The sequence below is a fragment of the Blautia sp. MSJ-36 genome, from assembly GCF_018917985.1.
GTDB lineage: Bacteria > Bacillota > Clostridia > Lachnospirales > Lachnospiraceae > Blautia_A.
The window spans coordinates 39,974-54,239 of record NZ_JAHLPQ010000014.1; the positions used below are offsets into that span (position 1 = coordinate 39,974).

A 14,266-nucleotide genomic window follows, 5' to 3' on the forward strand; every position below is an offset into this window, starting at 1 on the left:
TTCTATTTTAATTTTGCCAGAAGATCCACTTTTAAAGCTTTCTTTCCTTCCTGGGCGACTTCTACGCCCTGGAATTTGGCATAATTCACTTTTACGCCATCATCCAGATCAATTTCAATTCTCTTATTGGCGATATGCGCAATGGCTTCATCATAAATCTTCATTTCTGCAAGCTGCTTTGTATATTTCGTCACTGCTTTGGTTGCCTTTGATTTTTCTGAAGCTGATGATGCATTATCAATAGTATACTGTGCACTCTGCATCGCTGTTTCTACATACTTCTGTGCTCTGTGCAAATAATCTGTTCTTACACGTCCGACAGTATCCGCATCATAGCGGTGCATGTAAATCAGTGCTTTAAATCCATTTTGTTTTCCGCTATCAAACAACCAGTAAATTGGTCTCTTCTGATATACTTTCAGATGATCTGTATAAAAATCCTTCAAAAAATAATTACGGATAACTTCTCTGGAAGTATCGCCCTTATTTCCTAATGCATTTGCAATAAAATCAAGATTTTCTTCTAATGAGTCTGCACCATAGACTGTTTTAACAAATTCTACAAAACGAACTGCTATATCATCAGAAAAATATTCTTCATCCGTAATTGGAATCACATTATCGTAATCAACACTATAGTGCAGACGTGTTGCTTTTTTCCACTCTTTATTATCTCGAAGATATCCATAGTGATACTCTGCTAAACTTACTCCAGTATAGCCATCCAACGGTAATCCGTTGTTCTCTAAAGGTGAAACGCCTTGACATTTCCAATATATATCATCAATATCTCCACCTGCAAATACCAATCCTTCTCGATCAAGACAATACCTTCCAAACATACATCCTACCGCATACGAGACAAAACTTTTAATATCCGTACATTTATCTGCCTTTCTTAAAAGTACATCTACATTAGTTTTATCCAAGTTTTTATCTTCAACTTCATATATTACAGAAAACAATTCATTTATCCTTGTCTCTGCATTAAGTACTGAATTATTACGTTCTGTGCATTCCCTATCCCATTCATTATATGCATCGCCAATAAATCTGACATTATTTAACCCATAATGAACCAAAGGATGCCTACTATACTCCCAAGACGTTTCATATGAATCCCATTCAGTTTTTGCCCCCTGAACACATTTCTTAACAAGATTGGTTATTTCCTCATAATACTGTTTTGACATGATAATTGGGAGCCTTGCAATATCACCTGCTTGATAATTTATTGTTGGTGCCAACATTTGCAATATTTCACAGGCTAATTCAGTGTTGCAGAATCCAAGATAATATTCTGTATTCTCATTGCCATTATAGAATGACATGCCAGCAATATCCGAAATGTTATGTTTTTTTAATCTAAAAGTTGGTTTACCGGCACTTATCAATGACCACGTCCCAGAAGGAACAAATTTCATACTATCTGGATAATCTTGTACATTTCGTTTTTCTTTTTTGGCAGCTCCAATAACTCTTTCTCCTCCATTCATCCAATTTATAACATATTCTTCATTTCCATACCATTTTCTTGCATCTCCACCTTTATTGTATGGGAACCATTTTTTGTTTGACTTTATAGCTTCTTCTGCTGAATTAGCATCTGTCATTGCATTATTAAAATTAATTTCCCACCAATAACGTAGAAATTCGTTATTGTCACCTGTTTTTAAGCCGTTCCTTACAGTAGTTAAGCGTCCTAATGGCTTCCCTTGTTTAAATGCTTTTTGTATTCCCTTATCAGCCCAATAAGCATATGGAACACCTTCAATTATCTCAAATTCATCTTGATTTTTTACATATTCAATCTGATTCAGATAGCCTCGTTCTTCTATTGAATCTCTTGAATTATAATTCAAAAAATCAAATCTATAATTTTTATTGTGCTTTGCATTTAGAAATATGTCTCTTATGTCTTCAGGATCAATATATTGGAATGTTCTTTCATACAATTTATAATACCGCCCAACATAAGAAAAAATTTTTCTATTTCTAATACAGAATGCTACAGAACCAAAGTCGATACCAAATATTCCTCTTCCCATATGCAACATACTCAATATTGTATCTTCATTTAAAATCTTTGTTCTTAACTTTTCGTATGAACTCAAGAATAAAAATGATGGTTGTGTAATCATAGCAACATATCTATTTTTCTCAGATAATTTTCTACATTTTTCAATAAAGACTGCAAAAAAGTCGCTTTTACTATCGGAATAATTATCTTTCACGTATTTTGATAGTTTTGCTCCCATTCCAGAAGCGCCCATATACGGTGGATTCGTCACTACTGCATCATATTTCTGTCCCAGATTTTTCGCTACTCTTACCAGTTTTCTCAACTGCTTCTGTGTTTCTTCACTTCCCACACTCTCAAATGAAATCTGTCCAGTTGTACCCAAATCGTCTACATATCTTTCCAACACATCCCAATCACATGCATCTACGTTTAAGATAGACCCATATTCTCTGGCATCTTTAAATGTATCCAGCAATACTTCAATCTGCATCACAGCCAGATTTCTTTCCTTCTCACTTAAATGTGTTCCAAAGAATTGCAGATGCTTCCGATTGATTTCATTACTCTCTACAATCGCATAGACTTTCGGCTCTGGCTTTCCATCTCTTCCACGCAGGAACCGCCTATTGTACCCACGACCTTTCATCATAACTGCAAAATATGCCAGCTGATATGCCCTCTGATCAATATCCAATCCATGAATATTGTGTTCAACAATCTCAAATGCGGCTTCTCGCTTGTCATATCCGGCACTTTCATAGATATCCATCATCACATCGAACATCGCAATCAGAATATGCCCACTTCCCATACATGGATCAATACATGTAATGTCTGTTGGTTTCAGATCTTTGTATGTGGTACGGATTTCTGCCAGTTTTATATTAACGAACTCTTCCTGCTCTGCCTCCGGAAGATAGTATTTCCATCCGAATCTTTCTGCAGTTGCTTTTTCATCTGTACTTGGATCTACTGCCCGTAAATGCTCAATCCAGATTCTTCCCACAGAGTTTTCTACCATATAACGCACAATCCAGTCCGGTGTAAAAAGCTGGGTTGCCGCCGGGATTCGTTCTTTTGTGATTTTTACATTCTTTTTCAGCTTTGCAAAGGTATCATCTTTCAATTCTGTATTGTAATACTGATACAGCCATCCAATAATTTCCACCTGTCCTGTCGGATTTCCTTCTTCATCCAATGTAGATACATTAAAATCAGCTTCTGGAATACCTGTCTCCGAATTAACCAGCATATAGATGACATCATCTTTATTTGTGTAAGAAATACCAAACAACAATTCCATATAATCGGAATCTGCCTCAAACAGTCCCGGCAGGATATCATGCAACTGATGACACTGTTTCAGGAATAATTTGCAATACATTTTATCTGTATCTTCTGACGTGCCACTCATTTTCCAGTTGATAATCTCTTCTTTTTCCTGTGCTGTCAAATCTAAATCTACATCCGGTGCCTGTGTCACAAGATCCGGTTCAATCTTTCCTTCTTTTTCGGAAGAAAGTACACGAACTCTGTTTGGAAGATAATCGTTAACTTCCATAAAACGGATTGCACAGATTCGGTTGAACCAGGTATAAGCTACTTCTTCTACTACTGCTTCAAAACCACGGGATTCAATCTGAGCTACCAGCCGTCTTCTCTGCTCACACTGTCTTTTATTTAACGTTACTTCTGTTCCTGCAACCGTCTGATATACTTCAAAGTCTGCTCCCTTAGTAATCGGTTCACTGCATGATTTTTCTATAATGCCGAGCATACCGGCTTTATCTGTAACAGAATCGATCAGTTTTTTTCTTGCTTCTATGGCAAATTTCTTTATTGCATTCTTGTTCATGTACTGTTTCCTCCCACTGGAATGATTAGCTCAATGTAATAATCGTATTTTCATCCAGCTCGTTTAATAATTTTTTCTTCATCTCTGCCAGGAACTTATCAATATCCTGTTCATTTTCAATCGAATAGGTTCTCGCACCTGCCACGTTACTGATAGATACATTCTTACGTTTCTTTGGTTTTGGCTGAACTGGTGGAGTTACCGGCTTCGGTGGCTCTGTATGACCACCACCTGTTGGTGGTGTTACCGGATCAATTGGTGGTTTTGGAACTACTGGCAGACGATGTGCATCCTCATATTCTGTAATCTCATCCATGCAACGAAGCTTCAAGGTATCACTTTCCAGTTTGATATTTTTAACTGCGGCAATCTCATGGGATGTATCCAGTTTCTGCTTTAGTTCTGCAAAAGCATTTACAAACTTATCTCTGAATACAGATGCAAATTCTTTCTCATCCAGCGTATGTAACACTTTTTCCAGATCATCATCTACAATCGGGCGCATCTCTTCTGCTTCTTTTTCCAGTAAAGCTCCATACTGCTGTACAAACTTCATAGACATATCCGGCAGTTTCTGAATCTGGCTAAATGGATTTTTCGCTGACACAATAGCTTCCATCTGGGCAACATTATCCATGATTTCCTGTTCACGGACATAGGTCTTACTGTTTTCAAACATCTGGATCTGTTCCAGTGCTGTTTCAAAGATTTTTTTCTGACCGCCTTTGAAGAAGTCAAATACCGGTGCGGTATCATCTGCATCGTCTAACAGATCATCTCGCTTTTTATCTACTGTTTTAAAGAACTCTACCGGTTCTTTAATGGTCACAAGCTCTTCCAAATTCTTCTTTGCCTGTTCCATCAGTGATTTGCATGGCAATTTCGGATTCACACGGTATTCAATCATGATTTCACCGAAAGTATCCAACTTATCCTGTGCTTTATTCTTAAAGCTTCTCATGATGGTATCGTCATCATCGCTGGATAAGGAATACCCAAAATAATCCTTCAATACTTCTTTTACAGAACGAATCTGTCCATCTGTCGCCCGTTCCCTGATATCAATGAGCAGTTTTTCTACGAATTCACGTTTTGTCAGATAGCGTACCAGCTCATCTTTTGTATTAGACAGCATGGATAAACTCTGACTGTTGTATGTCAAAGATACTCTTCCCATCTTGAAAAGCATGGCAACCAGCCACTGCACGTCTTTCGGATCAAAGCCATACGGAGCTGCCCCAAATTTATCCTGCAGAGATTTCAGAGATGTCTTCATATGTCTTGCATTATTAAGACCGATGACCTGAATCACTTCTTCCAGTGCCAGTTTATTTGGTGTGGTATCACTGGTTCCAAGGAACGAAAGCTGTCCATCGTTGCCATTGAATACTGTAGCAATATCAGAAAGCTCCGGTGCTGTCTCCATATAGGTTAGCTTGTTATACTGCATAGCTACTAACTTGCCAAGTGCTTCATTGATACGACTTGCCGGTTCTTTGGCTGAGATATTTGCTTTATCTCCGTTCACATAAATATCCGCATGTTTCAGGGCATCCTCAATAAAGATGCGAATACGGTCTTTCTTTTCAATACGTTCATCTTCTTTTGCACGGCGAATGCTGTCAAAACTTCCTCTTGCACCGGAAGCATTTTTATTCAAAAACTTATAGATCTTGATAGAATCTGTAATCTCATCCAGGAAGGTACTATCGTTCGGTAATTTTACAATCACACTATGTTCCTGTGCGGAAAGCATACGCAGGGCAGAATCCGGATAATCTTCCCCATATGGCGTGATGATGGATACTCCGATATCATTGGACTGATTTCCCTTGAAGTAGCGCTCATCTACCTTCTGGTTGAATGGGAATAAATAACGGCTGCTGTAACGATATTTCTTGTCTGTAAAGATTTCCTCGAAGATTACAGTAGAAGCCTCTCCGATAATCTCTCCCATTTCTACTGATTCATTATTGATGGCATTATTGATTTCCTGCTCTTCATTGGTCAGAAAAATATAAATTTCTCCATTCTTCTGCACCAGTGTTTCACGGATCAGTTTCTTTAAGGATTCTTCAATCTTTCCACGGATTTCAATACGGTCGTCGTCAATATTGGAGATCATCAACGTAGTAAGGTTATCTACATTTGCTTTGATCTCTTTCACGTATTTAATCATAAACAGCACTTTCAGCAGCTCTACATCAAACTCGTCCAGCCTGCTATTGTCTTCTGCATCGGTAATGACTTGGCTGTGCTGATGGTCAATGAATTTATGCAGCGGATCGTAGAAATAGCTGAACGGTACCAGTACACCTTCCTGGCTGTCTTTTAACCGGATGGCAGATTCCTGGAACAATGCCAGCATGGAACGGGACTGATCGGATAAGTGCTTTCCGCTGGCTCCATGAGTACGCACCGCTGTCAGTACTTGTCCAAGCAAGTTGAACTGGTATGGAATAAACGGATAACAGTCTGCAAAATCTGTTTTATCTGTATATAATTTCTTATCTGCTGTATCTGCTGTAAATGTGATCAAATTCTTGATAATAGATTCTTTCTGCTCGTACAACAGCTTCAATGCAGATTCTGCAATCTCATTTTTCTCCAGGATACGTTTCCGGATAACTTCATCTACATTGGATGCAGACAGTGATAATCTGGTATCAAAACGTCCTTGAATCTTGGAAAAGTCATTTCCTTTTGTCTTTGTGATAGAGTCAATATCTTCCTGGCTGGTAACGATCACCCATGCTTTTCCTCTGCAGGCAGTTCCCAGATCTTCCACGATAGTCTGTAAGTTCAACATTAACTGAGTATCATCAGCAATGTACTGTCCGATCTCATCTACAAGGAAAATAACGTGGTGGTTCGGTCCTTTTTTCTCACAGTACTCTTTGACCAGAGATACAAACTTTTCAATACTGAGGTCATAGCTTCCCTTTGCATTCTTACACCAGTTGCGGGCAGCTTCCTCACTCATGAAGTCCATCGCTACAATGGTTTTTACGATTTTATCCTGGATAACTGCAAAGGCCTGTCTCTTCTTCTCCCATGGTGCCCCTGCAATCTCTTCAAATTTCTCTTTGAACTCTTCAAATCTGCCTTCGTTGTCCAGCTGGCGTTCAAATTCTGCAAGATACGGAATAGATCCGCAATATCCCTGCATTTCATTGAATACCTTCATGAATACTTCCACGATAGCTTCTTTCCCTGATCCAACCTTTGCAGATCCTTTGGAATCAATATTAAAAAGCATGACATCAGAAGAAATCGTTCCGGAATTGGTCATCTTGGCAATCAGCATCGGATCATCGATTTTCTTTCCGTCTGTAAAGTACTCGATGGCTCTCTTTCCTTCTACCACACTGTTTTTCAGCAGGTAAGAAAGAATCTTTAAGAAGTGAGATTTACCACTTCCAAAGAAACCGGAGATCCAGACACCCATTTTGTCTGTATTGTTATTGATCCCTTTCTCATAGTTATCGAAAAAATCACGGAAGTGTTTTAACAGTTCTTTTGTTACTACATATTCGTCCAATTCCTGATATACGTTTTCTTCATCAAACTGACCTACTTTGATTACGCCCTTAATATCACGGTCAATCTGTTTCTCAAACATCTCTTTAATCTGCATTTTTCTTCTCCTTTGTTTTACACAAGCCGGAATGCCCGGTAATAATTTCTGGAATCCATCGCTCCAAATAATTTCAGATCCTGTCCGCTGTATTCTCCAGGATAAAACATCACAACCGGCACACTGTCCAGTACCTGATGTAAATTGTTCAAAATATTATGGCTTGCAATGATCGGATGGCATTTTCCAACTCCTGTCAGAAAAATCACGCTGTCTGTCAGATCTTCCTGTAGAATCTTTGAAATAATCAGGTTCAATTCGTTCGTTTCATCCAGTCCTAATGTCTCTACCAGACTGTCTGCCATATCAAAAAAGCCATTGTCTTTTTCCAGATCAAAGAAGGCTTCCAGATATCCTTCTTCCTCCAATACCTGAATCATCGTATGAAACAGGTCAAATTCTATGATTTTAAAATCTTTATTGCCATTGTTGATTCTGTCTTTTAAGTATGCGATATGATTTCGTACTTCCAGCTCTGCTCTCGGATCGTAATCAAACACATAATATCCGACTTCATTTCCAAGTCCTTTATTTTCACGGAAAGACTTTTCAGATATCTTATCCTCAATCCGATTCAATCTTTCTTCCAAACTTAATCTTGCCATCCTTAGACTCCCTTCACTGCCTTCAAGTATTCTCCCAAACCATTTGCAGTCAGTAATTCTTCCGTTCGATAGTCAATATGGATTGGCTTGATGGTTCTTGGCTTAGCACTGCTTTCCAGTAAACCTGCTTCAAACATCATTCTGGTGAAGCACTGTTTCAGTTTCCGCACTGCGGTGTCTGTCCATCCTGCTACTACATCGCTCTGCATTGCTTTATCTGAAAAGAATACATTCAGATCACGGTCTGTGATTTCTTTCTCACCTAATCGAATCTTCTCATCATATACTTCATGAAGAAATTCAAAGAACAATCGGCTGTCCATCAGAATTGCAATTAAGTTCAAAATTTTGGCTGTCTCCACATCACAGGTAGTAAATGTCTTAAGCACTGCCTCTGGTAAAGCGGATACTCTGCGGTAGGTTCCGTTCAGCACTTCATAGGCACGATATTCTGCTTTTACCTGATAGATATTCTCTTCCCAGGCAATCTTCCGGATATCCGCTTTGCTGTATCCATCCAGAATATAACTTGATGTCTTTCTGGATTCCTGCAGCCAGAATAATTTTGATGTAAGTCCTGCACTGTATTCCATTACTGTCCACCATCCTTCGTTTCTTGGCACAGCGGACATTCGCAATCCGCTTTTGCTACTTGCTCATGAACGCAACCGCTTTGCAGCTTGCGTTCATAATGGACAATATCTCCGAAATCACAATCCAGCTTCTCGCAGATTTTTTCCAAAACCTTCATGGAAACAAACTCTCCATTGGTCATTTTCGCCACAGTGCTGCTGCTGATTCCAACCTGGTTCATCATATCCACTTTCTTCATATTTTTATCAATCAATAGCTTCCATAATCCATTGTATGATACTGCCATATGTATTACCTCTTCGTTATACAAAACTTATGGTTTTCCTGTATTTTGAAAGTATATTTTTTCAATTTCGTTCTTACACTTTCAATCCATATTATTGTACCATACTGTATATTTTTCTTCAATGATAAGTGCAAATGGGAGCTTCGACTTTGCGAATGATTCATTTGAAAAATCTAATGTATCCACTCTACTATTGAATATTCAAATTGTTTTTTCTCTTTTTGCGTCGTCTACTACTTTTTCCCTGCTTTATATGCCTGAATCTCATCTGCCCAGTGGTCATCCATAAAATCCATTATTGCATCACTTTCAACAGCTTTTGAAATTGCCCTTCCCACTGCTTTAAAGTTCAATTCAACACCTTCAGAATCATTCTCATATGTCACAGATCTGTTTCTGGCAATCCCGATCTTCTCTGCTTCTTTTCCCGCATCAATATTCGCACCCAGGAACAGGAACTCCCATCCACATTCTTTCTTTGCTTCTATTTTTCGTCTGATCTGCTCCTGCGTGAAATGCTCACTGGAATTTTCCAATCCATCTGTGGTAATAACAAATATAATTTTCCCCGCGCGGTGATCTTCCGGTAGATGGTTCTGAACATTCTCCATTTTCTCGATTGCTGTTCCAACAGCATCCAATAAAGCGGTACAACCACGCACAAAGTATTCCTTTTCTGTAAGTGGTTCGATAATTTCCACCGGGAATCGGTCATGAATAATCTCTACTTCATCATCAAATAAAATAGTGGTCACATTCACATTCTTTCCCTGCGCCTTTTGCTTTGTAATCATGCCGTTAAAACCGCCAATCGTATCACTTTCCAGACCGCCCATTGATCCACTTCTGTCCAAAATAAAAACCAACTCAGTTAATTCTGTATTCATGTGATTTCCTCCTTACTGGCTTATTTTCGAGCCATTGTGGTATCCCCTTGTGGGATTATCTCCTCTGGTATTTATTGTTAATCACATTTTATATACAGAACCAACTAAGTTGGTCGCCTGTCAGGTGACATCGCACCAAAATATTTTGTTAAAATACTGGTTGCCCATACGCATCCAGCACATCATTGATTTCAAACATATCGTAAATCTTATTCTGCAGGAAATATGCCACAATAATATCTGTTTTAGAGCTTCTGGATAATGCAAATCCGGCACTTGCCAATAAATCTTTCGCTTCATCCAGTGACAATTCCAAAGCTATTGTAAAAGCCAATACAGTTTTCTTATTCGGAGCATAGTTGACATCTTTTCTGATTTTAGAAAAATGACGACGGTCCACATAGGCCTTTGTATATGCTTCTGAATCCGTCATACCACGCTCGTCAATCATACGGAGCAATCTCTGTGAAAAAGTTTCTTCCAGCTGATCCATCAGATTGTCAATGTTTCGATTTACTGACATCGTAGAAGACATACCTTTTTTTATTTTTGTCTTCTGCATGGTTGACACATCAAATTCTTCAGGTGCTGATTCTTCTATCTGGCTGCTCTCTTGAATTTGCTGTTCCTGTAAAGCTTTTTCCTCAGCTCTCTTCTTACGAAACCTGGTAATTTTATCAAAAATAGACAGCATTTCTTTATCCATTTTGATATCATCTTTTACAGGTTCATAATATTTGTCTATGTATTTTCCTACTTCATCAATCAGCTTCTGATCTGCCATATCTGTACCGCCTTTTACAATTTTTAATCATCGTAGTGATTAAATCCACCAAAAATACCAGGATTGCTATGTCCATTCTTATGACCCTTATCGTCATAATGATTCACTCCACCGAATAATCCCGACCGGCTTTCTCCTACCTTATGTCCATTATTATCATAATGATTCATACCGCCGAAAAATGATGGTGAACTATGTCCAATTTTCTTTCCATTTGCATCATAATCATTCATACCACCAAATAATCCCGGCCGGCTTTCTCCTATTTTCTTTCCATTGGCATCATAATGGTTGATTGATCCAAATAATCCTGGTCTGCTATATCCTTTTTTACTCATAACGTTATCCTCCTGACTCTCTTAGTCTCTTGTCTGATCTCAGAATAGTACACTTTTTCCCTTTTGAAGTCGCATAACAGGCGACATTCTCTTATTACCTCTATAAACATTATAACATTTCCATCTCTCCCTACAATATACAAAAAAGCCGGAAGTCACTCTTCTATCTATGACCTCCGACTTATTTATTCTTCTACACTGTTTTTATACCCAAATCAGCTCTTCTCTCCAGCTTAACTTTTCCTTCTGTGGATTGCTTCTCCGATACTGAGTTTCTTTCTGCTTTTTATACATCTTTTACTACAGTTTTTACCTTTTATGCTTTCTTTCTGATCTAGTGTCATTTTTCTCAAAAGGATCTTCATATCTGCTAAGAGATCCCAGCTGTTCATGGATCCGCAGCAGCTGATTATATTTCGCATTCCTGTCAGATCTGCAGGGTGCGCCGGTTTTGATCTGGCCGGCACCGCAGGCTACGGCCAGATCTGCGATAAAAGAGTCCTCTGTCTCACCGGATCTGTGGGAGATCACGGCCCTGTAGCCTGCATGCTGAGCCATCTCCACTGCATCCAGAGTTTCTGTCAGAGTTCCGATCTGATTTACCTTGATAAGAATCGCGTTGGCAACTCCCAGTTGGATTCCGCAGCGAAGCCTTTTGATATTGGTAACAAAAAGATCGTCTCCGACAAGCTGAATCTTTTTCCCCAGATGTTCTGTGAGATATTTCCAGCCATCCCAGTCGTCCTCCCAGAGTCCGTCTTCAATGGACACAATGGGGAACTCTTCCACCAGTTCTTCATAGTATGCTGTCATTTCTCTGGCATCCCGGTAGATCTTTTCCCCTTTCATGCGGCTTTCCCCTGGGAAAAAATATGCTCCTTTTTCCTCATCGTAAAGTTCGCTGGAAGCTGCATCTATGGCAATGGAGATCTCTTCACCTGGTTTGTAGCCGGCTTTTCCCACTGCATGGACGATCAGAGTCAGTGCTTCTCTGGAGTCTGCAAGATCCGGAGCAAAACCGCCTTCATCTCCTACTGCTGTTGAAAGACCTTTTTCCCTAAGAAGCAGCTTTAAATGCTGATAGATCTCCGCACACATGCGGATTCCCTTTTCCAGACAGCCGGCCCCTGCAGGCATGATCATGAATTCCTGAAGGTCTACTGTATTATCCGCATGTTTTCCCCCATTTAAAATATTCATCATAGGTACTGGAAGTTTTGTTGTATGACAGCCTCCCAGATACTGATACAGCGGGATCCTTAAAGCTCCTGCTGCTGCACGGGCAGTTGCCAGAGATACGGCAAGAGTGGCATTGGCTCCTGCGCTGCTTTTGTTTTCCGTACCATCCGTATCAAGGATCAGACGGTCGATCCATGCCTGGTTCAGGGCATTTTCCCCGATGATGGCATCCGCCAGACGGGTATTAATGTTTTCTACTGCTTTTTTTACACTTTGTCCAAGATATTCTTCACGGTTTCCGTCACGCAGCTCTACTGCTTCGAATTTTCCTGTAGATGCTCCTGACGGCACCATGGCTCTTCCCGTAAATCCGTTGATCCCTACGATTCCTTCTCCCACTGTTACTTCCGCTTCCACAGTAGGATTTCCTCTGGAATCCAGAACTTGTCTTGCGTGAATTTTTCGAACAGGCAGATAACGTAGCATTTTGTTTTCCCTCCTTGAAAATAATATTATTGTGATAATGCTGACTGATCATGGTTCTCTACGCAATTTACAGTTCTTTATGGTTTTTCTTATGTTCATAAAGATAGCTTATCCGAAATACGTTCTGTCTATACGCTGTGTAAAAAACTGCTGGCTATACTGCCATGCTTTCCTTTAACAGATATTATCTTCCGGCATCTGCGAATGTAATCCTTTCCTCTATGTTTTAAGATGTTTTATATTATCTGAATATTTTATATGATATATTCTTGTTATTTTTCTCTTTTAATTTATTTTTATTATTTTTAAAATTTAGTGTTGACAATATCATTTTTATCTGTTATAGTATAACCATCAAATAAAACAAACGGAAAACAAAAAAACAAATCAAAAAGGAGCGTGAACCCACCGAAAACATAACTTACTTCCAATAATCTAAGAAAGAGAGGTACAGTCCACCAGAAGATTTAAAGATTTTCCATCATAATTAAACCAAGGAGGTACGGACCACCGAGAACGTAAATTTTAATTCCGTATAAGTTTTAAATCTAAGAAATGAGAGGTATATTCCATTGGATAATGAAAATTGAAAGAGTCATCGGCAGAAGAAATTGATCGCTGATGGCTCTTATTTTTTGTCTTTTGTGGGAACTTGTATTATAAACATTTATCATATTCTTCCAGCTCTTCTCATAATTTTATTAATAACTCTGCTCTCCCGAGGTTCCTATGAAATTAAAGCGAATCTACCGTCTTATGTTTCTTTTTATCATGGCCTTTGCTCTGGGCAGTCTTGTGGGAAAAATCTCCTCTCATTTTACTTCCCGTCCAGCCACCAGCCAAAATTCTGAAAAAAACAGCCCGGCCTCTTCTGCTTCATTGGCTGCTCAAAGTGAAAACTGGGGACTTGGCTTCCAGGAAGAGGGAACAAGGCCTTCAGGCAATGCTTCTATTGAAGAGCTGAAGCAGTATAATGCCTGGTATGCACAGGATACGGATGAAAAAATCATCTACCTTACTTTTGATGCAGGATACGAGAATGGAAACATGCCTGCGATCCTGGATGCCTTACATAAACACCAGGTACACGCAACTTTCTTTGTTGTAGGAACACTGATCAAGGAAAAACCGGAAATGATCCGGGAAATTGTGGATGCAGGCCATACCGTTGGCAACCACACTATGACCCACCCGGATATGTCCGGCATCTCCACAAAAGAAGCTTTTCAGAAACAGCTGGAAGATGTGGAAGCTCTTTATAAAGAAGCAACTGGCAGCGAAATGACGAAATTTTACCGCCCGCCCCAGGGAATCTACAGTACGGAAAATCTTAAGATGGCAAAAGATCTGAGCTATCACACTTTTTTCTGGAGCCTGGCTTATGTGGACTGGTATCAGGATAATCAGCCCACGAAAGAAGAAGCTTTTCAGAAGCTTCTGGGACGGATCCATCCAGGTGCTATTGTACTGCTGCACAGCACTTCCTCCACCAACGCAGAGATCCTGGATGAACTGCTAACAAAATGGGAAGAGATGGGATATACTTTCGGAACACTGGAGGAGCTTGTGAAATCAGTTTAAAAAACATATCA

At 39.4% G+C, this 14,266-nt stretch carries 10 protein-coding genes; 1 reads left to right on the top strand and 9 read right to left on the bottom strand.

Features of this window, described 5'->3' with window-relative positions; all coding sequences use genetic code 11:
- Positions 1–2: 2 nt before the first annotated feature.
- The 9 genes from pglX to eno all read right to left on the bottom strand — a co-directional run bounded on the left by pglX (position 3) and on the right by eno (position 12,674).
- Positions 3–3,878, bottom strand: a complete 3,876-nt coding sequence (gene pglX / locus KQI39_RS10900; protein ID WP_216418337.1) for a BREX-1 system adenine-specific DNA-methyltransferase PglX — start codon at positions 3,876–3,878, stop codon at positions 3–5.
- Between the two features lie 25 nt (positions 3,879–3,903).
- Complete coding sequence (brxC, locus tag KQI39_RS10905; protein ID WP_216418339.1) at positions 3,904–7,515, bottom strand: BREX system P-loop protein BrxC; 3,612 nt, start codon at positions 7,513–7,515, stop codon at positions 3,904–3,906.
- Between the two features lie 17 nt (positions 7,516–7,532).
- Entirely contained in the window at positions 7,533–8,120 is a 588-nt protein-coding gene (locus tag KQI39_RS10910; RefSeq protein WP_216418340.1) for a DUF1788 domain-containing protein, read from the bottom strand.
- Between the two features lie 2 nt (positions 8,121–8,122).
- On the bottom strand, positions 8,123–8,713 hold the full coding sequence (locus KQI39_RS10915) for a DUF1819 family protein (RefSeq protein WP_216418342.1): 591 nt from the start codon (positions 8,711–8,713) through the stop codon (positions 8,123–8,125).
- Positions 8,713–9,000, bottom strand: coding sequence for a helix-turn-helix domain-containing protein (locus tag KQI39_RS17905; protein WP_216418344.1), 288 nt, complete (start codon positions 8,998–9,000; stop codon positions 8,713–8,715). The genes KQI39_RS10915 and KQI39_RS17905 overlap by 1 nt, the downstream gene beginning before the upstream one ends.
- Positions 9,001–9,233: 233 nt before the next feature.
- Positions 9,234–9,887 (bottom strand): vWA domain-containing protein, encoded by a 654-nt coding sequence (locus KQI39_RS10925; protein ID WP_216418347.1) that lies wholly within the window; start codon positions 9,885–9,887, stop codon positions 9,234–9,236.
- 148 nt (positions 9,888–10,035) lie between these two features.
- A complete protein-coding gene (locus KQI39_RS10930; RefSeq protein WP_216418348.1) occupies positions 10,036–10,671 on the bottom strand; it encodes a hypothetical protein in 636 nt (211 codons plus the stop codon).
- 23 nt (positions 10,672–10,694) lie between these two features.
- Positions 10,695–11,009, bottom strand: coding sequence for a hypothetical protein (locus tag KQI39_RS10935; RefSeq protein WP_253293148.1), 315 nt, complete (start codon positions 11,007–11,009; stop codon positions 10,695–10,697).
- Between the two features lie 309 nt (positions 11,010–11,318).
- Complete coding sequence (eno, locus tag KQI39_RS10940; protein ID WP_216418350.1) at positions 11,319–12,674, bottom strand: phosphopyruvate hydratase; 1,356 nt, start codon at positions 12,672–12,674, stop codon at positions 11,319–11,321.
- Between the two features lie 729 nt (positions 12,675–13,403).
- On the opposite strand from eno, the gene KQI39_RS10945 reads away from it, so the two are divergent.
- On the top strand, positions 13,404–14,255 hold the full coding sequence (locus tag KQI39_RS10945) for a polysaccharide deacetylase family protein (protein ID WP_216418352.1): 852 nt from the start codon (positions 13,404–13,406) through the stop codon (positions 14,253–14,255).
- Positions 14,256–14,266: the final 11 nt, after the last annotated feature.

Bases quoted from the DNA above. Each gene is read 5' to 3' on its own strand.
- KQI39_RS10935 (WP_253293148.1), bottom strand. From the start codon at position 11,009: ATGAGTAAAAAAGGATATAGCAGACCAGGATTATTTGGATCAATCAAC.
- pglX (WP_216418337.1), bottom strand. From the start codon at position 3,878: ATGAACAAGAATGCAATAAAGAAATTTGCCATAGAAGCAAGAAAAAAA.
- brxC (WP_216418339.1), bottom strand. From the start codon at position 7,515: ATGCAGATTAAAGAGATGTTTGAGAAACAGATTGACCGTGATATTAAG.
- KQI39_RS10945 (WP_216418352.1), top strand. From the start codon at position 13,404: ATGAAATTAAAGCGAATCTACCGTCTTATGTTTCTTTTTATCATGGCC.
- eno (WP_216418350.1), bottom strand. From the start codon at position 12,674: ATGCTACGTTATCTGCCTGTTCGAAAAATTCACGCAAGACAAGTTCTG.
- KQI39_RS17905 (WP_216418344.1), bottom strand. From the start codon at position 9,000: ATGGCAGTATCATACAATGGATTATGGAAGCTATTGATTGATAAAAAT.
- KQI39_RS10915 (WP_216418342.1), bottom strand. From the start codon at position 8,713: ATGGAATACAGTGCAGGACTTACATCAAAATTATTCTGGCTGCAGGAA.
- KQI39_RS10910 (WP_216418340.1), bottom strand. From the start codon at position 8,120: ATGGCAAGATTAAGTTTGGAAGAAAGATTGAATCGGATTGAGGATAAG.
- KQI39_RS10925 (WP_216418347.1), bottom strand. From the start codon at position 9,887: ATGAATACAGAATTAACTGAGTTGGTTTTTATTTTGGACAGAAGTGGA.
- KQI39_RS10930 (WP_216418348.1), bottom strand. From the start codon at position 10,671: ATGGCAGATCAGAAGCTGATTGATGAAGTAGGAAAATACATAGACAAA.